14 protein-coding genes and 4 pseudogenes are annotated in these 23387 nt (G+C 74.4%); 9 read left to right on the plus strand and 9 right to left on the minus strand.

The features are described from left to right. Nucleotides 1-138, plus strand: a pseudogene (locus E0L36_RS27210) (exodeoxyribonuclease III); the annotation flags it as partial. Nucleotides 139-210: 72 nt separating this feature from the next. Here E0L36_RS27210 and E0L36_RS00010 read toward each other — a convergent pair. Next, nucleotides 211-1188, minus strand: a complete 978-nt coding sequence (locus E0L36_RS00010; RefSeq protein WP_180926792.1) for a MerR family transcriptional regulator — start codon at nt 1186-1188, stop codon at nt 211-213. Between the two features lie 311 nt (nt 1189-1499). On the opposite strand from E0L36_RS00010, the gene E0L36_RS00015 reads away from it, so the two are divergent. The 3 genes and pseudogenes from E0L36_RS00015 to E0L36_RS00025 all read left to right on the plus strand — a co-directional run bounded on the left by E0L36_RS00015 (nt 1500) and on the right by E0L36_RS00025 (nt 5265). After that, complete coding sequence (locus E0L36_RS00015; RefSeq protein WP_180926793.1) at nt 1500-3083, plus strand: NAD(P)/FAD-dependent oxidoreductase; 1584 nt, start codon at nt 1500-1502, stop codon at nt 3081-3083. After that, nucleotides 3080-4045, plus strand: a pseudogene (locus tag E0L36_RS00020) (alpha/beta fold hydrolase); the annotation flags it as partial. The gene E0L36_RS00015 and the pseudogene E0L36_RS00020, both read left to right, overlap by 4 nt. A gap of 329 nt (nt 4046-4374) precedes the next feature. Next, nucleotides 4375-5265: an SDR family oxidoreductase gene (locus E0L36_RS00025; protein ID WP_180926795.1), complete on the plus strand. Its 891-nt coding sequence runs from the start codon at nt 4375-4377 to the stop codon at nt 5263-5265. Nucleotides 5266-5487: 222 nt separating this feature from the next. On the opposite strand, the gene E0L36_RS00030 is transcribed toward E0L36_RS00025, so the two are convergent. Next, nucleotides 5488-9546, minus strand: coding sequence for a S41 family peptidase (locus E0L36_RS00030; protein ID WP_308416573.1), 4059 nt, complete (start codon nt 9544-9546; stop codon nt 5488-5490). 218 nt (nt 9547-9764) lie between these two features. Here E0L36_RS00030 and E0L36_RS00035 point away from each other — a divergent pair, with 218 nt between their 5' ends. Beyond that, nucleotides 9765-12011: an MMPL family transporter gene (locus E0L36_RS00035; RefSeq protein ID WP_180926796.1), complete on the plus strand. Its 2247-nt coding sequence runs from the start codon at nt 9765-9767 to the stop codon at nt 12009-12011. Nucleotides 12012-12258: 247 nt separating this feature from the next. Here E0L36_RS00035 and E0L36_RS00040 read toward each other — a convergent pair whose 3' ends face one another. Both E0L36_RS00040 and E0L36_RS00045 read right to left on the minus strand, forming a co-directional pair. Then, a complete protein-coding gene (locus E0L36_RS00040) occupies nt 12259-13272 on the minus strand; it encodes a PP2C family protein-serine/threonine phosphatase (RefSeq protein ID WP_219636056.1) in 1014 nt (337 codons plus the stop codon). Between the two features lie 82 nt (nt 13273-13354). Then, nucleotides 13355-13768: an SsgA family sporulation/cell division regulator gene (locus tag E0L36_RS00045; protein WP_180926798.1), complete on the minus strand. Its 414-nt coding sequence runs from the start codon at nt 13766-13768 to the stop codon at nt 13355-13357. Nucleotides 13769-14630: 862 nt separating this feature from the next. Between E0L36_RS00045 and E0L36_RS28410 the strand changes: the two are divergent. Both E0L36_RS28410 and E0L36_RS00050 read left to right on the plus strand, forming a co-directional pair. Continuing rightward, a pseudogene (locus E0L36_RS28410) lies at nt 14631-14780 on the plus strand (esterase); the annotation flags it as partial. A gap of 264 nt (nt 14781-15044) precedes the next feature. Continuing rightward, the gene (locus E0L36_RS00050; protein ID WP_374705498.1) at nt 15045-16223 is read left to right on the plus strand and encodes a serine hydrolase domain-containing protein; all 1179 of its coding nucleotides are present in this window, start codon (nt 15045-15047) and stop codon (nt 16221-16223) included. 304 nt (nt 16224-16527) lie between these two features. Here the strand turns inward: E0L36_RS00050 and E0L36_RS00055 are convergent, their stop codons facing one another. Next, a complete protein-coding gene (locus tag E0L36_RS00055; protein ID WP_180926800.1) occupies nt 16528-17499 on the minus strand; it encodes an arylamine N-acetyltransferase in 972 nt (323 codons plus the stop codon). Between the two features lie 405 nt (nt 17500-17904). After that, entirely contained in the window at nt 17905-18492 is a 588-nt protein-coding gene (locus E0L36_RS00060) for a TetR/AcrR family transcriptional regulator (RefSeq protein WP_180926801.1), read from the minus strand. Between the two features lie 68 nt (nt 18493-18560). Between E0L36_RS00060 and E0L36_RS00065 the strand changes: the two genes are divergently transcribed. Beyond that, a complete protein-coding gene (locus E0L36_RS00065) occupies nt 18561-19649 on the plus strand; it encodes an FAD-dependent monooxygenase (RefSeq protein ID WP_180926802.1) in 1089 nt (362 codons plus the stop codon). Nucleotides 19650-20117: 468 nt separating this feature from the next. Next, a complete protein-coding gene (locus E0L36_RS00070) occupies nt 20118-20555 on the plus strand; it encodes a glutaredoxin domain-containing protein (RefSeq protein ID WP_180926803.1) in 438 nt (145 codons plus the stop codon). Between the two features lie 59 nt (nt 20556-20614). On the opposite strand, the gene E0L36_RS00075 is transcribed toward E0L36_RS00070, so the two are convergent. The 3 genes and pseudogenes from E0L36_RS00075 to E0L36_RS00085 form a co-directional block, all read right to left on the minus strand. Beyond that, complete coding sequence (locus tag E0L36_RS00075) at nt 20615-21484, minus strand: NAD(P)H-binding protein (protein WP_180926804.1); 870 nt, start codon at nt 21482-21484, stop codon at nt 20615-20617. A gap of 26 nt (nt 21485-21510) precedes the next feature. Continuing rightward, on the minus strand, nt 21511-22101 hold the full coding sequence (locus E0L36_RS00080) for a TetR/AcrR family transcriptional regulator (RefSeq protein ID WP_180926805.1): 591 nt from the start codon (nt 22099-22101) through the stop codon (nt 21511-21513). Between the two features lie 466 nt (nt 22102-22567). Further along, a pseudogene (locus E0L36_RS00085) lies at nt 22568-23347 on the minus strand (class I SAM-dependent methyltransferase); the annotation flags it as partial. Nucleotides 23348-23387: the final 40 nt, after the last annotated feature.

Here is a 23387-nt window from a genome sequence, read left to right on the forward strand (position 1 = left end):
ACCGGCTGGCGCATCGACTATCACATGGGGACGCCGGGGCTGGCCGAGCGCGCGGTGAAGGCGTACGTGGAGCGGGCCGCCAGTCACGCCGAGCGCTGGTCCGACCACGCTCCCGTCACCGCCGTCTTCGACCACTGACCCGAGGCCCCCGGCTCCTTCCGGCGCCCCGTTGCCGTGGTGCCCCCGCCGGGCGCCCGTCCGCCGTCCCGGCTACGTCCCGTCCGCGCCGTCCCCCGGGTGGTGTGCGGCCTCCGGGGTCTCGCCCGCGCCGCCCGTCGTCTCGTCCCCTGTCTCGCTCGTCGGCTCGTCCGTCGGCTCGGGTGGGTTGGCGGGGGGTGGCTCCAGCAGGGTGCGCAGGTGGCGGTCGAGGGCGAGGCCCAGCTCGGCCTCGACCACCTGCTTGGCCAGGGGGCGTACGCGCTCCAGAGCCGCGTTGACGGTTCCGGCGTCCGGGGCGGGCTCGTCCGGTGGGAGTAGGTGGCTGCGGAACAGTTCGGTGAACGTGGCGGCGATCGCGTCGGTGTGGCGGCGCAGTTCGCGTCCGGCCTCCAGCACCGCCGAGAGCGGTACCCCCTTGTCGACCAGGCTGGAGGAGGCGTCCAGCAGCCGTCGGCTGACGTGGACGAACGTGTCGCCGTCGACGGCGACGTAGCCGATGTCGAGCGAGGCGGCCAGGTTCTCCACGGTGACTTGGCCGTGGAAGTGGTCGGCCAGTTCCTCCGGGGTGAGCCGCACCGGGACCTCCTCGGAGAAGGTACTCAACGAGGAGTCGAGGCCGAGGAGTTCGGCGGTGCTGCGGGTGTCCCGCCCGGACTCGAAGGCGTCCAGGAGTTCGGTGATACCGCCCAGCGTGTGGCCGCGCGCGAGGAGGCCGCTGATGGTGCGGAGCCGGGCCAGGTGGTGTTCGTCGTACCAGGCGATGCGGCCCTCGCGGCGCGGCGGCGGCAGGAGTTTCCGCTCCCGGTAGAACCGCAGGGTGCGGGTGGTGATCCCGGCCGTCTCCGCCAGCTCGGCGGCCCGGAACTCGCGTCCACGGGGAGTGTCCGGGCCCGTGGGGTGGGCGGGGGCACCGGCGTCGGCGGCGTCGGCGGGATCGGCGGGGGGTGCGGACGGGGTGGCCGCCGCGCCGTTGGAGTCGCTGGGTGCGGGGGTGAACGGCTCCTGGCTGGCGGGCTGTTCGGTGTCCATGGTCGTTCCCGGCCGGTGGCCGCCCCGCTGGGCTTCGGTCGGCTGCGGTTGTCGGTCGTCTGGTCTCCCCACGTGGCCACCCTAAGCGGCGGCCCACCGGGGGTGGGCCGGGTCGCCCCGGACGGGGCCGGGCCGGGGGTGGTGCGCGGGGTGGGAGGCGGGCCGCGGGCGGCGTGGTGCGACCGCCGGTAACTTCCGTCGCGCGACCCCTACCCATCGGTATCCATCTGCTCTACTCTCCGAAAAGTGCCAGTGATTACTGGCGCGGTACGCACAGCCGGGCAGCGGACGGATTCTCTGGAGGCGGCAGCATGGCGGCCGAACGCGAGCAAGAGCACGTACGAGTGGCGGTGATCGGATCCGGATTCGGCGGCCTGGGTGCCGCCGTGCGGCTGCGCAGGGAGGGCGTCACCGACTTCGTCGTGCTGGAACGGCGGGGAGCCGTGGGCGGCACCTGGAACGACAACACCTATCCGGGATGCGCCTGCGACGTCCCCTCCCACCTGTACTCCTTCTCCTTCGCCCCCAACCCGGAGTGGCCGCGCGCCTTCTCCGGGCAGGCCGACATACACGCCTACCTGGAGCGGGTGGCCGACACCTTCGGGCTGCGCCAGCACATCCGGCTCAACACCGAGGTCCAGCAGGTGCAGTGGGACCCGGAGGAACTGCGCTGGACCGTGCGGACCTCGGGCGGCACCCTCACCGCCGACCTGGTGGTGAGCGCCACCGGCCCGCTGTCCGCGCCAAGCTTCCCCGACGTGCCGGGACTTGAGGACTTCCCTGGGAAGGTCTTCCACTCCGCCACCTGGGACCACGACTACGACCTGCGCGGCAAGCGCGTCGCCGTGATCGGCACCGGGGCCTCGGCCATCCAGATCATCCCGGCCATCCAGCCCGTCGTCGGCGAGCTGACCGTCTTCCAGCGGACGCCCGCGTGGGTGCTGCCACGGAACGACCGGGGCATCACCCAGGCCGAGAAGTGGGTGCACGGCAAGGCCCCGGCCACCCAGAAGCTGCGCCGCTTCACGCTGTGGGGCGTACGGGAGTTGCAGACGCAGGTCTTCGCCAACTACCCCAACCTGCTGGCCACCGTCGAGAAGGTCGCCAAGCTGCACATGCGGCGCGCGGTCCGGGACCCGGAGCTGCGGCGCACGCTGTCGCCGGACTACCGGATCGGCTGCAAGCGGACGCTGCTGTCGAACGACTACTATCCGGCGCTCGCCCAGCCCAACACCCGGGTCGTGGACTCCGGGCTGAAGGAGATCCGGGGCAGCACGCTGGTCGCGGCCGACGGCCGGGAGGTGGAGGTCGACGCGATCGTCTTCTCCACCGGCTTCCACGTCAGCGACATGCCGGTGGCCCACCAGGTCAAGGGGGCCACCGGGCAGACACTGGCGGAGTCCTGGGCACCGGACGGGATGAACGCGCTGCGCGGCACCACCACCACGGGCTTTCCCAACTTCATGTTCCTGATCGGCCCGAACACCGGTCTCGGCACCAGCTCGATGATCCTGATCATCGAGGCGCAGCTGAACTACCTCGCCGACTACGTGCGCAAGCTCGACACGCTCGGCGGCGGATCACGCGTCGCGCTGGACGTGCGGCCGATCGCCCAGCACACCTACAACGCGCGGTTGCGCGAGCGGATCAGCGGCAGCGTCTGGCAGACCGGCTGCCGCAGCTGGTACCTGGACGCCGAGGGGCGGCCGGTGGCCGTCTGGCCCGGCACCACGGCCGAGTTCCGCAAGATCACCCGGGAGGTCCGGCTGGAGGAGTACGAGGTGCTGCGGCAGCCCAACTCCCCGGCCAGCGGCGGACGTTCCGTCACGCTCTCGGGAAGCGTCAGCCGGGGCGCCGCCACGGCCGCCTTCCACACGGCCGAGGACCCCGCGTGAGCGCCCCGAGCCGGGAGCGGCGTGTCCGGGGCCTGACGGGGGTGTACGCGCCGCCCACCCCCACCCGCGAGGTGACCGCCCGCTCCGGCGACGGCGTCGAACTGCCCGTCGAGATCCACGGGGAGGAGCGTGACCCCGCCGTCGTCCTGGTGCACGGCTGGACCTGCTCCACGCTCTTCTGGGCCCCCGTCATCCGCGAACTGACCGCCAGTGGGCACCGGGTCATCGCCTACGACCAGCGGGGGCACGGTCGTTCGCCGGTCGGCGACACCGCCGCGTACAGCACGGCCCTGCTCGCCGACGACCTGTGCGCGGTGCTGGACGCCGCCCTGGAACCGGGCGAACGAGCCGTCATCGGCGGCCACTCGATGGGCGGCATGACGCTGATGGCGGCGGCCGGACGGCGTGAACTGACCGAGCACGCGGCCGGGTTGCTGCTGTGCAGCACCGGATCGCACCGGCTGGCGCCGGAGGCGCGCGTGCTCCCCCTCGGCCTGCGGAAGCTCCGCGCCCTGGCCCACCGGGCGTTGCTGCACGCCAGCCTGCCGCTCGGCCCGGTCACCCCCGTCACGCGCCGGGCGTTGGCCTACGGCACCCTCGGCCACCGGCCGTCCCCGGCCACGGTGGAGGCGACGGCGCGGATCGTGCACGCCTGCCCCGCGAGGGTGCGGGGCGCCTGGGGCGGGGTGCTGGCCCGGCTCGACCTGGCCGCGAAGCTGCCCCGGCTGGACGTGCCCACGGCCGTGATCACCGGACGGCGCGACCGGCTCACCCCGTACCCGCACAGCCAGGAGATGGCGGCCGCGCTGCCGCACTGCACGGAGGTGCGCGAACTGCCCACCGCCGGGCACATGACGCCGCTGGAGCGGCCCGACGTGGTGAGCGAGGTGCTGGCCGGACTGGTCCGCACCACGCTGCGCCCCGGCTCCGCGGCCCCGGGAGCGCGGGCGGACACCACCGCCGACTCCCCGGCGCCCAGCGCCGGTTCGGCGCCCGCCGACACCTCCGGTGGCGGGCCACGAAGGAAGTCCGGCGGGAAGTCCGGTGCCGCCGGTCGGAGCCGGACGGGTGGCGGGTCCGCGCGGACCCGGGGCGCCGCCCGGAGCGGGAACGGAAAGGCCGGCGAGGGTGCGGACGGAAGGGCCAGCGAGGGCCCGGAGGCGAAGGCCGGCGACGGCGCGAGCCCGGCAGCCAGCGAGAGCGGGAAGGCGAGGGCGCCGGGGGACACGAGCGGGACGGCCAGCGAGAGCACCGGCGGGACCACCGGCGAGGGGACGAGGGAGAAGAGCGCATGAGCCGCATGAGCCTGGAGGGTCAGGTCGTCGTCGTCACCGGGGCGGCCCGGGGCGTGGGGGAGCTGCTCGCCCGCAAACTGGCCGCGCGGGGCGCCAGGATCGCCCTGGTCGGCCTAGAGCCGGAGGAGCTGAGGCAGGTCAGCGAGCGGCTGCACACCGACTCCGACCACTGGCACGCCGACGTCACCGACCACGAGGCGATGGCCCGGGTGGCGCGGGAGGTCAAGGAGCGGTTCGGCAAGGTGGACGTGGTGGTCGCCAACGCCGGTGTCGCGGTGGGCGGTCCGTTCATGGACTCCGACCCGGTGGCCTGGCGGCGGGTCATCGAGGTCAACCTGATCGGTGGCGCGGTGACCGGCCGGGCGTTCCTGCCGGTGCTGGTCGAGTCGCGGGGCTACTTCCTCCAGATCGCCTCGCTCGCCGCCGTCACCCCGGCGCCGATGATGACGGCCTACTGCGCCTCGAAGTCCGGCGTCGAGGCGTTCGCGCACAGCCTGCGCGCGGAGGTCGGCTACAAGGGCGTACGCGTCGGCGTCGGCTACCTCAGCTGGACCGACACCGACATGGTGCGCGGCGCCGACGCCGACGCGCTGATGCGGGAGATCCGGCGGCAGCTCCCCTGGCCCGCCAACAAGACCTACCCGCTGGGCCCGTCCGTCGACCGGATCGTGGACGGTGTCGAGCGCCGCTCCGCGCACGTGTACGGACAGTGGTGGCTGCGCGGACTCCAGGCCATCCGGGGCTATCTGCCGCCCGCGATCGGGGTGGTGGGGCAGCGCAAACTCGCGCCCTTCGCCTCCCGGCTGGACTCCGGCGGCATCCCCACGGGACTGGTGGGCGCGGGTGGGGAGGCGGACGAGAAGTCCCGCGCGGAGCACGGCGGCTGAGCCGTCACCCCGGCTGACGGGCCTCGCGTGCGGCCGCGCCGGCTCACCGTCCCGGGCCGGGGCGCACGTCGACGGTGGGGCGACCCTGTGCGGGTCGCCCCACCGGGCCCGGAGAGCGGCGCGGGTCCGGGGCTGCCGGATCCGGGCGGATCTCCGGGTGCCACAGGCCGCCGGGCTCCGCGTCGTCACGGAAGGGGGTGCGGGCCCGGTGGCCTCCGGCCGTCACTGGTTCCGGCGACGCTCCGCGGCGTCGTCGGCCTCCTCCATGCGGCGCTGGCTGCCCTTCCGGCCCTGCTCACCGCTCTCCCGTCGGCGCTGGTGCTCCTCCTTGCCGCGCTCGCGCGCGTCCCGGCTCTGTTCGTGACCGTGCTCCCGGGAGTGCTCCCCCTGCCGCGTGGACTTCTCGCCCCGCGTCATCCCGCCCTTGCCGCGTTCTCCCTCCTGGCCGCCGAACCGCTCCTTCGCGCGGTTCTGAAGCTCTTCGGCCTTGCCCTTGAACTGGTCTGCGATGCCCATCACGACTCCTCGGGTGTGCTTGCTGTGGGGTGGGCTCTCCCCAGCGTGGCACGGCCCGGCATTCCTTGCACGCTGGGCTGTTCGGGGTAGAACGGGACATTGTTCACGCTGGTCAGGGCCGCGCGTGGGAGCCGGGGCGCGGGTGCGGCGGTCCCCCGGGGTCAGCGGGGTGGGAGCGGGGGGGCGGCGGCGGTCGGGCAGGTCCCGGTAGTCGGGCGGGGTGGCCGCCGGATGGTCGTGGAGCAGGTCGAGAGCGGTGCGGACGGCGGTGTCCAGCACCGAGGGGCGGCCCTCGGCCCAGTCCAGCGGGGTGCGCCGCACCTCGATGTCCGGATCGACGCCGTGGTTCTCCACGGACCAGCCGTAGCCCTCGAACCACGCGGCGTTCATCGGCACGGTGATCACCGTGCCGTCGCCCAGCCGGTGCCGCCCGGTCATGCCGACGACCCCGCCCCAGGTGCGGGTGCCGACCACCGGGCCGAGGCCGAGCAGCCGGAAGGCGGCGGTGATCATGTCGCCGTCGGAGGAGGTCGCCTCGTCCGCGACGGCCACGACCGGACCGCGCGGCGCGTTGCTCGCGTAGGAGACCGGCTGCGCGTTGCGGGTGAGGTCCCAGCCGAGGATCGTCCGGGTCAGCTTCTCCACCACCAGCTCGCTGATGTTGCCCCCCGCGTTGCCGCGCACGTCGACCAGCAGCGCCGGGCGGGCCACCTCCATGCGCAGGTCGCGGTTGAACTGCGCCCAGCCGGAGCCGCCCATGTCCGGGATGTGCAGGTAGCCGCAGCGGCCGCCGCTCAACTCCCGTACCAGCTCGCGACGTCGGGCCACCCAGTCCTGGTAGCGCAGCGGGCGGTCGTCGATCAGCGGCACCACCGCGACCCGCCGGGTGAGCGCGCCCGACTCGCCCTGCTGGAAGGCGAGTTCGACGGTGGTGCCGCCCGCCCCGTTCAGCAGCGGCGCCGGTCCCGCCACCGGGTCCACGGGTCGTCCGTCGATGTGGGTGAGGATCGCCCCCTCCCGGATGGGTGTTCCGGCCAGCGGCGAACGGGCCTTGGAGTCCGAGGAGTTGCCGGGCAGGATGCGCGTCAGCTGCCAGGCGCCGTCCCGTGTGCGGGTCAGGTCCGCGCCGAGCAGACCGATGGGACGCTGGTAGTGCGGTGGGCCCTCGTTGCGCCGCGCGGGGGTCACGTACGCGTGTGAGGTGCCGAGTTCGCCGAGCACCTCACGCAGCAGGTCCGCGAACTCGTCCGGGGTGGCGACGCGTTCGACCATCGGACGGTACTGCTCCAGCACCGCGTCCCAGTCGATGCCGCTCATGCCCGGGTCCCAGAAGTACGAGCGGATGATGCGGCCCGCCTCGTCGTAGGACTGCCGCCACTCGGCCGCCGGGTCCGCCTCGTGCAGCACCCGGCGCAGGTCGATGGGGGTGGTGGTGTCGCTCTCCGGCGGCTCGGCCGAGGGCACGGCGCGCAGGTCGCCCTCGTCGTACACCACCAGCCGGGTGCCGTCCCCGCTGGGCACGAACCACTCGACGTCGTCCGCGAGTTCGGTGCGTTTGGCCCGGGCGAGGTCGAAGTGCTCCAGCGTGGGGCGGCCGGTGTCCGCCGGGTTCGCGAAGGTCTCGCCCAGCGCCCCCGAGATCGGGTAGCGCAGCCAGATCAGCCCGCCGCCGCTGACCGGGCAGAGCGCCGCGTACTTGGAGGCGGTGACGGGGAACGGGGTGACCCGGCTCGGCAGCCCCTCCGCCTCGACCAGCACCATGCCCTCCTCGCCCTCCCCGGCGTCCTGCGGGTCGAGACCGCCCGCCGCCGGACGGCCCTCGGGGGTGAGCGCGAACGGCGACAGCGTGGCGGAGGAGAGCGGGACGAGGTAGGGGCGGCAGCCGAGCGGGAACGAGAGGTCGCCGGTGTGCACGTCGTACACCGGGTCGAAGCCGCGCCAGGAGAGGAAGGCGAGGAAGCGGCCGTCCCGGGTGAAGACCGGCCGCTCGTCCTCGAAGCGGCCGTCGGTGACGTCGATGACCGTCCGGCTGTGGTCGTCGCGGTCCAGCCGGGCCAGCTTGATCTGGCTGAGGGAGCGGCCGATACCGGGGTGCGCCCACGTCAGCCAGCGGGAGTCGGGGGAGAAGGCCAGGTCGTACACGGGCCCGTTGAGGGAGCGGATCAGCTCGGTGACCGTCCCGGGCACGCTGTACGCCCCCGAGCCGCCGGGGCCGCCGGAACCGCCGGAGCCGCTCTCCCGTCCCTCCGGGCCGCCGGCCGGCTCCCCGGAGCCCGCGCCACCGGACTCCGGCTCGGCGGCAGCGGCTCCCGCACCGGAAGCCCGCGCGCCGGACCTCCCCGGGCCGGAAGCCCGCGTGGCGGCGGGGTCCTCGGGGGTGGGTTCGGCGACGGAGGGTTCGGCGACGGAGGCGTCAGAGGCGTCGGCGGTCTCCGCGCCGCCCACCACGTCCACCAGCAGCAGCCGCCCGTCGTGTGTGGCCACCGCGACGGTGCGGCCGTCCGGCGCCGCGACCAGCTCGTGCACCCGGCCCAGCCGTCCCGCCGCCAGTCGCAGCGGCCGCCGGGGGCGGGTCGCCCGGGGCAGGTCGGTGATCTCTATCGCGTCCTCGCCCTCGGCGTCCGTGACGTAGGCGACCCGGCCGGTCGGCCCGAGTATCGCGGGCAGCCGCACCCGCACCCCCGGGGTGTCGGCCAGCGCCCGGGCCGGGCCGTCCCGGTGGGTCAGCCAGTACAGGCCGCCGCGCACGCAGACGGCGCTGGCCCGCCCCGTCTGGTCGACGGTGAGCGAGTCCAGGTTGCTGGCGGCCGGGACGAGGTGGGTACGGCGGCCGGTGCGCGGCCCGCCCACCCGCACGGTCAGGCGGCGCGGGACGCCGCTCAGCGAGAAGTCGTCGACCAGCCACAGCTCGCCCGCGCACTGGTAGATGACGCGGCGCCCGTCGGTCGAGGCGTGCCGGGCGTAGAAGGTGTCGTGGTCGGTGTGGCGGCGCAGATCGCCGCCGTCCGGCGCGCAGGAGTAGAGGTTGCCGACACCCTCGTGGTCGGAGAGGAAGGCGACCCGCGAGCCCACCAGCATGGCGGCCTCCAGATGCCCCTCCAGCTCGGGCAGCAGCCGGTTGCCGTGCAGCCAGAGACGGCCCGTCGCCCCGCCCCGGTACCGCTTCCAGGAGGCGGGCTCGTGCGGCGGCGTCCCGGTGAGCAGCAGCGTCCGCCGCTCGCCGCCCAGGTGGGCCACCGCGATGTCCGAGCAGGGACCCCAGGGCAGCCGCCCGCCCGGATCGCCCGCGGCGCGCTGTCCGGCCGCCGCCTCCGTGGGGCCCGCCGCCTCCGTGGGGCCCGCGCCGACCGGTACCCGGTAGGCCCAGGAGAAGTGGGCGAAGGGCTGGTCGTGCGAGGCGACCGCGAGGACGTCGCCCTCCGGGGTCCAGCCGCAGACGCGGGTGTCGGTCGCGCCCCAGTAGGTGAGCCGCCGGGCCGGTCCGCCCTCGGTGGGGGCGAGGTGGATCTCCGGGTCGAGCGTGCGCCAGCTGGTGAAGGCGATGGTGCGGCCGTCGGGGGAGAAGCGGGGGTGGCTGATCCGGGTACGGTCGGCGGTCAGCCGCCGGGCGGGCGGGGGCGGCTGGCCGGTGGCCGCTCCGCCGGAGCCGGGCTCCGCGAGGGTCAGCGGGGCGACCCAGAGATCGTCCTCGGTGGTGCAGCAGACGAGGTCACCGTGGAGGTGGGGGTAGCGGAGATACGCGAGGTCGCTGCCGTCGTTCGTCACCTATCCCATGGTTCGCACCCGTATGCGGCGTGGCAAGTTGTGATGTGGCCCTCATTTTGTCCTAGGGGCCACCCTCCGGATGCGATCTGGCGTCTTTTGGTTCGTACTCTCATTAGGCGGCCCGACGTCCCGAACGTCGGTGCCGCCCGGCACCATCCGAGGCTCGCACGGCCGACGCTGACTCACCCGCACACACCGGAGACCGGAGAACCCGCCCCGTGGCCACCTTCCTGTACAAACTCGGCAGACTCGCCTTCCGGCGCCGCCGCATCACCGCCCTGCTCTGGGTGGTCCTGCTGGTCGCGGTCGGAGCTGGCGCGTCCACAGCGTCCAGCCCGCCCGACGACGAGTTCGCGCTGCCCGGTACGGAGGCCCAGGAGGCCCTCGACGTGATGGCGGACCGCTTCCCGGAGGCGAACGCCGAGGGTGCGACCGCCCGGCTGGTCTTCAAGGCCCCCTCGGGAGAGAAGATCACCGCTGCGGACAACCGGGCCGCGGTGCGGGACGTGATCGACGACCTCCAGGGCGGGCAGGCCGCGGCCGTCTCCGACCCGTTCGTCAAGCAGAGCGGCGCCATCAGCAAGGACGGCGGCACGGCGCTGAGCACGGCCACCTACAAGGTGGACATGCTCAACATCACCGACGAGACGCGGGAGGGCATCGAGAAGGCCGCGGAGAGCGGCCGGGACGCCGGGCTCCAGGTGGAGATCGGCGGCGACGCGCTGCTCGTCGAACCGGACATGGGCAACGGCGAGATCATCGGTATCGCCGTCGCCGCGATCGTGCTGTTCCTGACCTTCGGCTCCCTGGTGGCCGCGGGGCTGCCGCTGATCACCGCGCTGGTCGGGGTGATGATCGGCATCGGTTCGATCACCGCGCTCGGCGCCACCCTCGGGCTCTCCGCGACGACCGGAACCCTCGCGATGATGATCGGCCTCGCGGTCGGCATCGACTACGCGCTGTTCATCGCCTCCCGCTACCGGGCCGAGCTGGCCGAGGGCCGCGACCGGGAGGACGCGGTGGGCCGCGCCGTCGGCACCGCGGGCTCCGCGGTGGTCTTCGCCGGGCTCACGGTGGTCATCGCCCTCGCCGGACTCGCGGTCGTCAACATCCCCATCCTCACCAAGATGGGTCTGGCCGCCGCCGGGACCGTCGTCATCGCGGTGCTCGCCGCGATCACGCTGGTGCCCGCGGCGCTCGGCATGGTCGGCAAGCGGATATACGGCCGCAAGGTGCGCAAGGCCAACCCGGAGACCGGGGTGCCGAGCGCCGACCAGAGTGGCAAGCCCAAGGCGGGCGAGCGCTGGGCGAACTTCGTGCTGCGCCGCCCGATCACCGTGCTGGTCGCCGCGGTCGTCGGCCTGGGCGCCATCGCCGTGCCGGTCGCGGGCATGGAACTCGGCCTGCCCGACGAGGGCAACCAGCCCACCGACACCACTCAGCGCAAGGCGTACGACCTGGTGTCGGACGGCTTCGGCGCGGGCTCCAACGGCCCGCTGATGCTGGTGCTCGACACCCGTGGCGCGGACGACCCGCAGGCCGCCGCCGACCAGGTCGGCAAGGACATCGCCAAGCTCGACGGCGTCGCCGGGGTCGCCCCCGCCCAGTTCAACAAGGCCGGGGACACCGCCACCATCAGCGCCATCCCCACCTCGGCCCCGGCCGCCGCCGAGACCGAGGAGGTGGTCCGCTCGATCCGGGGCGAGGCCGACGCGATCGAGAAGTCCACCGGCGCGAGCCTCCTGGTCTCCGGCGCGACCGCGATCAACATCGACTTCTCCAAGACGATGAGCGACGCGCTCGTCCCCTACCTCGCGCTGGTCGTCGGCCTCGCGTTCATCCTGCTGCTGGCGGTCTTCCGGTCCGTCCTGGTGCCGCTCAAGGCGGCGCTCGGCTTCCTGCTGTCGGTGCTCGCCGCGCTGGGCGCCGTGGTGGCCGTCTTCCAGTGGGGCTGGCTCGCCGAGGTCATCGGCGTGGAGCAGACCGGGCCGATCATGAGCCTGATGCCGATCTTCATGGTCGGCGTGATCTTCGGTCTGGCCATGGACTACGAGGTCTTCCTGGTGACGCGGATGCGCGAGGCCTACGTGCACGGGGAGAGCGCCGGCCAGGCGGTCGTCTCCGGGTTCAAGCTCGGCGCCCGGGTCGTGATGGCCGCCGCGGTCATCATGATCAGCGTCTTCGCCGGGTTCATCGGCGCCTCCGAACCCATGATCAAGATGATGGGCTTCGGGCTCGCCGTGGCGATCCTCTTCGACGCGCTCATCGTCCGCATGGCCCTGGTCCCCGCCGTCCTGGCACTGCTGGGCGACCGGGCGTGGTGGCTGCCGCGCTGGCTGGACCGGATCCTGCCCAACGTCGACGTGGAGGGCGAGAAGCTGCACCAGCAGCTGGACAGCCCCGCTCCCGCCGGTAACGCCGCCGTCGCGTCCGAGCGGCGCAGCCCGGAGCACACCGGAGTCTGACCCCGGCACCCCGCCCGGCCCCGCCGGGCGGGAACCACCGGAACCGCACCGAGTCGCCGGACACCCCCGAGGTGTCCGGCGACTCGCGCGTTGACCCCCCTCCGGAACCCCGGAACCACCGGTCCCGGGAACCCGGCCCCAGCGGCCCGGATACAGGCGGTACGCAGGAGTGGAGGCGCGGCGGTGCGGAGGCGCGGAGAGGTGGTGCGGCGAGGCGGTGTGACGGGTGCCCCGCTCGGCGGCTGACTCAGTGGGCGGGGCGGGGGATTCCGGTCAGCCAGCGGAGCTGGCCCGTCGCGTCCGGCACCGGGCGTACCGCCAACAGCGCCATGTCGTCCCGGATCTGGCCGCCCGCGTGCGCGGTGACGTCCCGGCGCAGCAGCCGCAGCAGTTCGTCCGGTGTGGTGTCCGGGGCGTGGGAGAGCCGGGCCGCCGGATCGTAGAAGACGCCCGCGCGGTTCCGCGCCTCGGTGGTGCCGTCGGTGACGAGCAGCAGCGTCCCGTCCGGCGGGAAGGGCAGCGAGCCCTCCCCGGTCGCGTGCGCGGAGCCCGGACCGGGGAGGGCCAGCGCCCGCAGACCCAACGGCGGCCCCGGCTCGCTGAGTTCGAGCGAGTGGACATGGGTGCGGCGCACCCGGGCGTCCGGGCGCAGCAACAGCGGCGCGGGATGGCCCCGGTTGAGCAGCCGCAGCCGCGCGCCGTCCGGGGAGAACCCGGCCAGCAGCGCGGTCGCGAAGTGCTCGCCGTACTCGCCGTGTTCACCGGACTCCCGGAACACGCCGGACTCAGGGGACTGACCCGGCTCCGCGAACGGGCCGGGGCCGGAGCGCTGACCGGGGCCCGGGCCGAACTCCCGGTGCTGGACCGGCTCGTGGCGCCGGTCACGCCCGGTGGAGCGGTCGTGTCCCGGGGCGCGGTCGTGCGCGCGGGGACGGGGGATCGCCGTCCGCTGCCCGCCGTCGCCGGGCGCCGGGAGGGCGCGGCGCGCGGAGTACCGGAGCATGGTGCGCTCCAGCACCTCGGCGAGCACGGTCAACGAGGGCGCCGCGTGCGCCACCGTGTGGAAGGCGCCCAGCAGCGCGTTGGCGCCGCCCGCCGCCGCGTGGCCCTTGCCTCGTACGTCAGCGATCAACAGGCGTAGTCCGTGGGGGGTTTGGGCGGCGGCGAACAGGTCGCCGCCGAGTCGGCCCGCGACCACCGTCTCGGCGCATCCCGCCGGTACGCCGGGAGTTGGCGCGCCGGACCGACCGGGTTCGACCAACTCCGTCCGTGTCCAGGCCGGTTCGGCCGTAGTGAGGGTCGGGCGGACGGTCCCGGGGACGGACCGCGCCGGACGCACCCGCTCACACCCCCCGCAACAGGGCGGCGAGACCTCTGTCCAGTCCGAGGTGGCGGTACTCCTGTCCCGCCGGAACCGTCTCGTAGGAACGGAACAGGAACTGCCGGAGGTCGGCGCTGCGGAACTCCAGCACCGCCACGCCCTCCGAGGAGTGCAGCTCTATGACGGTGGACTCGGGCCCGCACGGCCAGACCTGAACGTCGCCCTCGCCAACGGCCGTACCCAGCCCGCGTTCCAGCAGATCGCGGGAGAACGTCCAGGTCACCTCGGTGCCGTCCAGCGCGGCGTCCGGCGGGAAGACCATCTGGACCGCGAGGGGGTCGCTGCCCTCGTAGCGCAGGGAGGCAGTGAGCGACCGGGCGGCGGGCGGCTGGGCGATCAGTCGGGCCTGCATGGGGTGGTCGATCACTGCGGTCATCGTCAGCTCCTCTTCGGTCGGGGGCACCGGAACCGTGTACCGCTCCGCTCAGCCCCTTCGACCTGTCAGACGCGCGATGGGGCACCCGGGTCACCCGGATGACGGGGTGAGGTGTGCCACAGTGCCTGCGCCTGTGAGATACGCCATGGATATAGGGGCTGATTGGTGCGTATCGGGTGCGGGGTTCGCCGACGGCTCGCCGGTTCCGGCCGGGTCCGGGCCACCGGTGCGGGTGGCTGTCCTTCCGTGTCCGTGCCGGGTACCGAAGGCTACGCGCATCGGACGGCGGTCGGCGCGAATATCCGGCAGAAGTCAGCGGTGCGGGCGACGTTCCGGCGGCGGCCGGGAGCGCGGCACCGGCGCTGAACGGGACGGGGCGTCAACTGGTCGGCTCCGGAGGAGCGTTGGACGCCGCACCGGGACCCGGCGGCGGCCCCCGCCCAAGCCCCGGGCGGCGTCCGGCGCTCCGGACTCCCCGGGGTGGCGTGCCGGGGGCTCGCGCGCCGGGCGTCGCCCGCCCCCCTCGCCGCCGTCGCTCGCGGTGTCGCCAGGGGGCCCGCGCCCCGCCGCCGGGCGCGTGGACCGCCGCTCGTGACCGTCGTCGGCCGCCCCCGCCCCCGAGTCGCCGACGGCGTCCGCCGGGCGACCCGCCCGCCCGGCGCGCGCCGGTGCGTAGGACGATGGACGACGGCCCCGGCGTACCGCGGCCCCCGCGCGCCCTCCGTGGACCGCGCGGCGCGACCCGGCGGACGGGGAGCGGACGGGGGACGGACGGGAGGCGTGGCGGACCTCGGCGACCGAGGCGGACGGGCGTCGCGGAGGGAGAGACGGCAGGCGGAGCGGGAGAGCGGAGCGAACGAGCGTGACAGAGGTCCAGGGCACGGTGGCGGACGGGTACGAGGCCGTCCGGGACGCCTTCGCGGAGAACTTCCGCCGGCGGGGCGAGACCGGCGCCGCCCTCACCGTGCACCGGCACGGGCGCGTCGTCGTCGACCTGTGGGGCGGAACCGCCGTACGCGGCCCGGGTTCCGCCTCCGGGCCCGCCCGTCCGTCCCAGTCCTCCCGGCCACAGCACGCGCCCGGCACCGCGTACCGGAACGCGCCCGCCACGGCGTCCGCCGCGTCCGCCGTGGCCCGTGCGGGCGCCCCGTCCCCCTCCGCTGGCCCGTCCCCCTCCGCTGGCCCGTCCTCCACCGCCAGTCCCGACGCGCCCACCCGCGTACCCGGCGCCCGCCCGGAGACCCGTGGGCCCGCCGGGTCCGGAACCGGCCAGCCCGTGGCCGGGAGCGACGAGCGCGAAACCCTCCCCGGCGGCGCGGACGGCGATGTGCCGTGGACCGCCGCCACCGCCGCCGTGATCCGCTCCGCCACCAAGGGCGTCGCGGCGGCCGTCCCGCATCTGCTGCACCAGCGCGGCCAACTCGACCTGGACGCCCCGGTCGCCCGGTACTGGCCCGAGTTCGGCGCCCACGGCAAGGAACGCGTCCTGGTACGGCAGTTGCTGTCGCACCGCGCCGGACTGCCCGCGCTCACCGTCCCGTTGAGCCCCGCGCTGGCGCTCGACGGACGGTCCGGCGCCCGCGCGCTCGCCGCCCAGGAGCCCGTCTGGGAACCCGGTACCGCGCACGGCTACCACGCGCACACCTACGGCTGGCTCCTCGGCGAGCTGGTACGGCGCACCACCGGCCGCACCCTCGGCCAGTGGTTCGAGGCCGAGGTGGCCCGTCCGCTCGGCCTCGACCTGTGGATCGGGCTGCCCGTACGGGAGCACGGGCGGGTCGCCCGGCTGGAGCGGGCGGAGCGGCCCGAGCCACCGCGCTCCTCGGGACTCCGGGTACGCGCCAAGGACTCGGTGGTGCGCGCCTACCGTGACCCCGACTCGCTCACCCGCCGTGCCTTCGACGCCATCGTGCCCGCGCCGGACGAGAACAGCTCCGCCTACCGGGCCGCCGAACTCCCCGCCTCCGGCGGTATCGCCACCGCCCGGTCCCTGTCCCGCTTCTACGCGGCGCTGATCGGCCCGCTCCCCGCGCACGGAACCCCGCCGCCCACCGACGCCTCCCGCCCTCGGAAGCCGGGCGCCCCGACGGACGCGGGCCCCGGCGCCGCTCCGGACACGGGCCCGTACGCGGACGATCCGGCGGCCCGATTCCCGGCGGCGGCACGGCTGTTCACCCCCGCCACCCTCGCGCAGGCCCGCGCCGAGGACGCCTCGGGTCCGGACCGGGTGCTGGTGGTGGCCACCCGCTTCGGCCTCGGCTACATGCTGCACGGCCCGTCCTCACCGATGCTCGGCCCCGGCTCCTTCGGACACCCGGGGCGCGGCGGCAGCCTGGCCTTCGCCGACCCGGAGTCCGGTACGGCCTTCGCGTACGTCACGGCGGGGATGCAGAAGTCGGTGACCTCCGACCCCCGCGCCCAGGCCCTCGTTCACGCCCTCCGCGCCTGCCTCTGACACCGGGCCCGACCGGCCCGGGCCCAACCGGTTGCCTGGGCCCAACTGGCCCGGGCACACCCGGCGTTGGGCCGAACCGCGCCTCGGACCCGCGTCGGAGGCCGGGTCGCGCGCGAACTCCGTTCGTGAACGAACCGCCGTACGGGCCTCGTTCGTGAACGGAACACCCCACGGGCCCTGTTCGTGAACGAACCGCTGTACGGGGTGTGTGCCCGGTCGTGCGGCGGAGCGTGTACGGGGTCGTGTGCGGCCCGGTTCGCGAACGGGGCCCGCGCGCCCCGCTGGCGAACGGGCCGCCGCGCGCTCACCGTTCGGCGGGTGCGGGCTCCTCCGGTGTCGGCTCCTCTGGTGCCGTCCGGTCGCGGTGGACGGCCGCGTCCCGCTCGTCCGCCGGGGGGTGCTCGTCCACCGGGGAGTCCGTGGGCGGCAGGGCGGCGCTCCGATCCACCAGCCGCCGCGCGTCCGCCGGTTCGAGCACGATGCCGAACTCCTCGGCGAGCAGCTCCGGCATCTCCTCGGGACGCACCTCGCGGGCCTCGCTGTGGTGGTCGGCGGCGCGCGTGGTGGTCAACGTCCGGCCGTCGAGGAACCGCAGTTCGGCGCCGGTGTTCCGGGCGGCGACGGGCCGGGTGGTGAACGGGGAGTGCGAGCTGGTGGCCACGTAGTGGTTGCCCACCAGGTAGTCGACGGGGAACTGCGGGGTGTCGACGGTGTTGTGCCGGACGCGCCAGCCGTCCTTCTCCCACAGGTACAGCGTCCAGCCCTCGGTGCCGGGCGCCACCGTCCGCCACTCCATCCGGTAGTGCCAGTCGCCCGCGCTGGTCTCGGCGCCGTGGGTGGCCGGGAGCGGTGCCAGCGGCTGGCCGCCGCCTCCCACGTCGCACAGCCACTCCAGGCCGGTGTCCGCCGTCTCCTCGGTGGCGACCCGCAGGACGGCGTGGGTGGCCGGGGTCAGCTTCTCCTCGCTCATGTGGACGCGGGAGGAGAGCGCGGTGACGCCGAAGCCCAGCCGCTCCAGGACGGCGGCGAAGAGCGTCGTGTGCTCGTAGCAGTAGCCGCCGCGCCGCTGCGCGATCAACTTGCCCTGGATGGACGGCAGATCGAGCGGCGCGCCCTGGCCCAGCGTGATCCCCAGATTCTCGAACGGCAACGCCAGCACGTGTGCGGTGTGCAGCGTCCGCAGCGTCGCCGCCGTCGGGGTGGGTTCCCCGGTGAAGCCGACGCGCCCCAGGTACGCGTCGAGGTCCAGCTCCGCACCGCTCCAGACGCCACCCATGTGCCTCTCCTCCCGTGCTCCGGTCAACCACCGGGCTGTCGCGCCGGGTTACCGACGGCGGGTCACCGGTCGTTCCCCGTCATGCTGTCCCGCCGGTCGCCACGGGACCTCCGGCGCGCGGACCACATCGGTCCCGACTCGGCGCGGTACGGGTCCAGAAGGCGCCATGCCACCGTCCTAGGTCGGGGGACCTAGGGACCGGCCGCGCACCCCGCCCGCACCCCGGAGGCACGGGAACCGGACCGGAGCCGGACCGATGCCGGGCCGATCTCGGGTCGAATCCGGACGGGAACCGGGTCGGGCTCGCACGTGCGGCGTGCTCCTTCGCCCCGAGCCCCGACGGGCCTACCGCGCGGCCCTGTTGGCGCCGGGCAAGCCCCCCACCGACCCGTGCGGCCGCCCGACTCACCCCTCCCGGCCGCCCCTCCCGTCCGCCCCGTCCGGGAGGAGGGCGCTGAGGACGGTGCGGATGCCCGGTTCCGGGTCGAACGACTCCCGGGGCGTGGTGACGTGCTGGAAGATCAGGCCCTCCAGGTAGGTGAAGAGGGTCCGGCAGTCCTCCAGGGGAGTGGGCGAGCCTAGCTCCCGCAGCCAGGCCGAGGTGAGGTCGATCAGCGACTCCCGCGCGCGGTTGAGGGGTTCGCGGACCGTGGGCCGGGCGATGCCCTCCAGCGCCAGCGCGTAGCGGGCAGCGGTACGCGACCGCGCGGGGCCGAGGACGTGCTGGACGACGCGGGCCAGGGCCCCGGCCAGTTCCGCGGGGTCGCCCGCCGCCGGGGTCTCGGCGAACGTCCCCCAGTCCCGCGCGTCGAGGGTGGCGATATGCGTCACCACCCCCTCCACCAGGAGGTCGCGGTTGCGGAAGTGGTTCGAGGTGGTGCCCTGCGGTACGCCGGCCGCCGCGTCGACCGCCTGGTAGGTGAGGCGCCGCAGGCCGCCGGTGCCCAGTACCTCGATGGCCGCGTCCAGGACTTCCTCGCGTCTGCCCGTCATCCGCGCTCCCCTCCGTCGTCCGCGGGCCCGCGCCGGAGCCCTACTACAAACATAGTACCGTGGTCGGTATGACCACACGCGCGATAGTTGTCGGCGCCGGGATCGGCGGCCTCGCCGCCGCCATCCACCTCCGGAACAGCGGCTGGGACGTCGAGGTGCGCGAACGCGCCCCGGAACCGCGCGGCACCGGAACCGCCGTCGGCCTCTGGCCCGGCGCGCTCCAGGCGCTCGACACGCTCGGAGTCGGCGCCACCACCCGCGCACGGGCCCGGGCCGCGGAACACGGCGGCTTCCTGCTGGCCGACGGCGGCCGGATCGGGACCGTCGACATGGACGGTCTGCGCCGCCGCACCGGCGACGGCGTCCACGTGATCTCCCGCCCCGCGCTGCTGGAGACGCTGACCTCCGCGCTGGAGACCCACGCGGACGGCATCACGCGCTACGGCGAACCGGTGACCGATGTGCGCGAACTGACCGACTGTGACGTGGTGATCGCGGCCGACGGCCTGAACAGCCCAGCGCGCACCGTGCTGTTCGGTGACGCGCACCGTCCGCGCTACTCAGGCGTCACCGCGTGGCACGGCTCGGTCGACCTCGACTCACCGGGCATGACCGAGACATGGGGACACCGCGCCCGGTTCGGCGTCACCCCTCGCGCGGGCGGTCAGAGCAACTGGTTCGCCTGCGTGCCCGTTCCGGAGGGCGAACCCGCCCCCCGGGGCGACCTCGCGGAACTGCGCGCCCGGTTCGGCGGATGGCACCCCGGTGTGCGCCGCGTCCTGGACCGGCTCGTCGAGACCGACGGCGGCGAGGGGGTGCGCCGCGACGACCTCTACGACCTGGCCAAGCCGCTCCCCAGCTACGTCAGCGGCACCATCGCGCTCGTCGGGGACGCCGCACACGCCATGACGCCCGACCTGGGGCGAGGCGCCTGCGAGGCCCTGGTCGACGGCGTCACCCTGGCCCGCGCGCTGACCGGGCACGCCCGCGTGACGGACGCCCTCGCCCACTACGACGCGGCGCGCCGCCGCCCCACCCAGCAACTCGCCCGCGCCGCACGGATGATGAACCGCGCCGTGCACACCCCCCGCCGTGTCGCCCCGCTGCGGAACGCCGCGATGCGCCTCTTCCTCGCCTACGGCAAACCCCCCGCCTGACCCACCACCCCACCCGACAGGACCGCCCGGGGGCTCTGCGATGCCCCCGGAAGCTCCCCGTGACCCGGGGCCCGGCCGAGCCGGGCGACGAGTGAACTCCCGTCCGTGTCCGGTCTGTTCTGGTGGCCGTGTCCGCGTCGGCGCTTGTGTCCGAGTCCGTGACGTGGGTCGGTGATCCGCCGAGCCGCGCCCCGTTCGTCACGGCGCACCGTGGCCGAGGCGGACGGGCCCCGGCCGCGCGACCGGCGGCGAGACTCCCGGATTCGGGGCGGGACGTCGTAACCGGCCGCGACGATCACCGAACCGGCGGTGAGGATCCCACCGTCGGCCTGAGACTCCCCGAACTGGTGGTGCGCGACGCTCGGTTGGCGGCCGATGGGGGGCGTGACAGGGCCCAACGTCCGCCGTGCGCCCGGTGGTCGGTCGCGGTGCTGAGGGAAGCGTCGACATCCCCGTTAGGGTCGGGGGATGTTGCGTGTGTGGATCCGGCCGGTGGCACTGGTGTTCTCCGGCGCGGTCGTCTCGGCCGTGCTGCTGTCGGGTGGGAAGCCCGTCCTGGGGGTGGCACTCCTGCTGCTGTTCGTCCTGTGGGCGGGAGCGAACTCGCCGTTGGCGTACCCGGCGTCGACCGGCGCGCGGGAAGCGCGACGCCGCAGCGCGAGCGACGGCCGGCCGATCGTGTACTGGCGGCCGGGCTGTCCGTTCTGCCTCCGGCTGCGCCTCCGAATCGGCCGCGAGGCCCGGCAGTTGTACTGGGTCAACATCTGGCGTGACGCCGACGGGGCGGCGGACGTCCGCGCCGCCAACGACGGCGACGAGACGGTGCCGACGGTGGTCGTGGCGGGGGAGTCGCACGTCAACCCGGATCCCGCCTGGGTACGTGCGCGACTCACCGGCCCGAACTGAGGCGGAACGTCGCCCCCTCACCCGCCCCCGCGGGCGAGGGGGCCAGCGGCGGGACCGTGTCAGGCACGGAAGTCGGGCGCGTGGTCACGGGCCCACTGGGCGAAGGTCCGGGCGGGCCGACCGGTGACGGACGCCGCCGTCGGTGGGGGTTCGGGGAGGGCGGGTTCGAACGTCGCGGACGCCGCCGGGTCGGACGGGGCGCCGCCGTAGTCCTCGAAGCCGAGCAGGAAGTCGGCGTTCTCCGCGGCGAAGCCGCCCTGCGCGCGGTACAGCGCGCGGGCTTCCTCAGGGGTGACCACCTCGAACCGGACCTCTTCCCCCAGGGCGTCGGCGATGTGCTCCACCTGCCGCCGCCGGGTGAGGAGTTCGGGCCCGTTGAGGGTGTGGGCCCGTCCCGCGTGGCCCTCCTCGGTCAGGGCGAGGACCGCCACGTCGGCGATGTCGCGTTCGTGTACCGGGTACCACGCGGCGTCGGGCTCGGGGTCGCGGACCACGCGCTCGGCCCGGATCGGTGGGCCCCACAGGGCCAGCTTGTTCATCATGAACTCTCCGGGGCGCACGTGCGTCCAGGTGAGCCCGGAGGCTTCCACCGCCTGTTCCACCGGAAGGTGGAAGTCGGTGTCGTGGCCGGTGGTGACCGCCCCGGAGGAGAGCACCACGACGTGGCGTACCCCCGAGCGCCGGGCCAGGTCGGCCACTTCCCCGGCGGTCTCCGCGACCGGGAAGAGGAAGAGCGCGTCGACGCCCTCGAGGGCACCGGCCAGGGTCGCCGGCCGGGCGAGGTCACCCACGTACACCCGGACCTCGTCCGGGAGGGCGCCAGCGTGTGGCGTGCGGGTCAGGGCGCGTACCTCCCGTCCCCGGGCCGTCAGTTGGCGGACGATGTGCCGTCCGACGTTGCCGGACGCTCCCGTCACCAGAATCGTCATGGATCGCCTTCCGCTCAGTACGTCGGTCAGGTTGCCGTGGGGCGCGCGCGGGTTCCGATGCCGTTCTCCAGCGTGCGGATGACCCAGGCCGAGGCGCCGTGACGGGGCAGGGTCCCGCCGCTGACGGCGAGGCAGCCCGCGGAGACGTGCGCCCACAGCACGTGCTCGATCCACGCGCCGCTCACCTCGGCGTCGATGAGCCCGCCGGACTGACCGCGGGCGATGAGCCGCCGGATCTCCTCGGCCGCCGGATCGGGCCCGTCCCCGGCGTCGACGGCTTCGCTGACGCGCGGATCGCCGTAGAGGAACAGCACCTGGTCGCCGACGTCGAGCATCGCGTTGACCAGCCTCCGGAGTGACTCCAGCGGCGGCCCCTGGTCGACGCGGGCCTCGCGTAGCGACGTGTCGAGCCGCCGGAGCGAGTCCTCGATGACCGCCGCGATCAGCAACTCCCGGTCCGGGAAATACCGTTGCAGCGTGCTGCGGCCGACCTCGGCGGCGGCCGCGATCTCCGCCAGCGGGGCGTCCCGCCGACGGGACAGCACGGACGCGGCGGCGCTGAGGATCGCCCGGCGCGTGCGGCCACGGGCGCCGGACTCCGGGAGGGGGCTGTCCATGGCCGGACCGTAACAGCCAGTACACCGCCACCAGCAAGGTGCGCCTCATTATGGGACATGAGTGACCCGTTCCGCTCTGGCACGGTCAACAGGGCCGTGAGGCAGCGGGGTTGGGACAGGAAGCTGGTGGGGCAACGGGAACGAGGCCACCCGGACAGAGATCAACGGGGCGGGTGGAACGGTGTGTTCGGCTGGAGTCCCAAGCAAGGGACGTGGCGCGTGGTGGAGTTCGGGGCTCGCCGGGTCGGGTGTCAGGGGGGCTGGCAGCACGGGCCGGGGGTGAACGGACGGGGACGCCGTGGGGCGGAGGGGGTCAGCTGGTGCGGGGGTGGCGGGTGCCCATCGGACCGTCGTGGCCCGGGAGTTCGGTGGTCCCGCGGATGTCGCGGTGGGTTTGCGGGGCGCCGTCCGGGGTGTCGTGACCGGGGTGCTGGGGGAGGCCCGGGACGTCCCGCGCGGGGGCCGGGGGGAGCGAGACGCGGATCTTGGACTGGCCGTGCGGACGGCTCTCCCAGTCCTCCTGGAAGCGGGCGGCCAGCCCGTGCTTCCGGGCGAGCGCCAGCAGCGTCTCGGTGCGGTAGTAGAAGTCCTCGCGCAGTACCTGGTGTTCGGCGCCCTCAGTGCGGTCGAAGGTGAAGTCGAAGAAGCCGCCCGGCGCCAGCACCCGACCGACGTGCGCGAGGCACTCGTCGATGACCTCCAGGGGGGAGTGCGAGAAGACGCTGTGCGCGTGCACCACGTCGAAGTGTCCGCTCGGCAGGAAGTCCAGGGTGAGGTCACCGGTGAGGGTCAGGTGCGGCAGCTTGGCCGCCAGCCCGTACTCGACCACCGTCCGCTTGGCGGCGATCAGGATGTCCGGCGAGATGTCGATGCCGTAGTAGTGGCCGGGCTCCAGGTAGTCGATGAGGAGCCGCCCGGCGCGGAGGTTGCCGCAGCCGATGTCCAGCATCCGGTGGTCGGGGCGGAGCCCGTGCTCCATGAGGTAGTCGAACTGCATGTGACCGAGGGCCAGCCAGCGATCGTGGCAGCCGCTGCCGACGGCGGCCTCCGGGTCGCGCCGGGTGTCGTCGGCCATCACCGCGCGGTAGTACCCGACGTGGTCGGGGTGCTGGAAGCGCAGCCAGCGGTCGCGCGCCGCCCGCCGCAGGTACGGGACGACGCGTTCGGGGTGGCGCAGCGCGTAGCGCGCCCGGTGGGTGAGGCTGGCGCGGTTCGCGGCGAGTGCGGCGGGCGTCTTCGCGGGCATCGGACCTCCGCTTCGTGGTCGTCCCGGCCGCCCGGCCCTC

Origin of the sequence: Streptomyces sp. AJS327 (assembly GCF_013450295.1) — a bacterium.
GTDB lineage: Bacteria > Actinomycetota > Actinomycetes > Streptomycetales > Streptomycetaceae > Streptomyces.

What these genes read in the sequence shown, in the direction of transcription:
- E0L36_RS00055 (WP_180926800.1), bottom strand. Translation starts at nt 17,499, where the DNA reads ATGGGTGGCGTCTGGAGCGGTGCGGAGCTGGACCTCGACGCGTACCTG.
- E0L36_RS00070 (WP_180926803.1), top strand. Translation starts at nt 20,118, where the DNA reads ATGTTGCGTGTGTGGATCCGGCCGGTGGCACTGGTGTTCTCCGGCGCG.
- E0L36_RS00065 (WP_180926802.1), top strand. Translation starts at nt 18,561, where the DNA reads ATGACCACACGCGCGATAGTTGTCGGCGCCGGGATCGGCGGCCTCGCC.
- E0L36_RS00060 (WP_180926801.1), bottom strand. Translation starts at nt 18,492, where the DNA reads ATGACGGGCAGACGCGAGGAAGTCCTGGACGCGGCCATCGAGGTACTG.
- E0L36_RS00010 (WP_180926792.1), bottom strand. Translation starts at nt 1,188, where the DNA reads ATGGACACCGAACAGCCCGCCAGCCAGGAGCCGTTCACCCCCGCACCC.
- E0L36_RS00080 (WP_180926805.1), bottom strand. Translation starts at nt 22,101, where the DNA reads ATGGACAGCCCCCTCCCGGAGTCCGGCGCCCGTGGCCGCACGCGCCGG.
- E0L36_RS00015 (WP_180926793.1), top strand. Translation starts at nt 1,500, where the DNA reads ATGGCGGCCGAACGCGAGCAAGAGCACGTACGAGTGGCGGTGATCGGA.
- E0L36_RS00075 (WP_180926804.1), bottom strand. Translation starts at nt 21,484, where the DNA reads ATGACGATTCTGGTGACGGGAGCGTCCGGCAACGTCGGACGGCACATC.
- E0L36_RS00025 (WP_180926795.1), top strand. Translation starts at nt 4,375, where the DNA reads ATGAGCCGCATGAGCCTGGAGGGTCAGGTCGTCGTCGTCACCGGGGCG.
- E0L36_RS00045 (WP_180926798.1), bottom strand. Translation starts at nt 13,768, where the DNA reads ATGACCGCAGTGATCGACCACCCCATGCAGGCCCGACTGATCGCCCAG.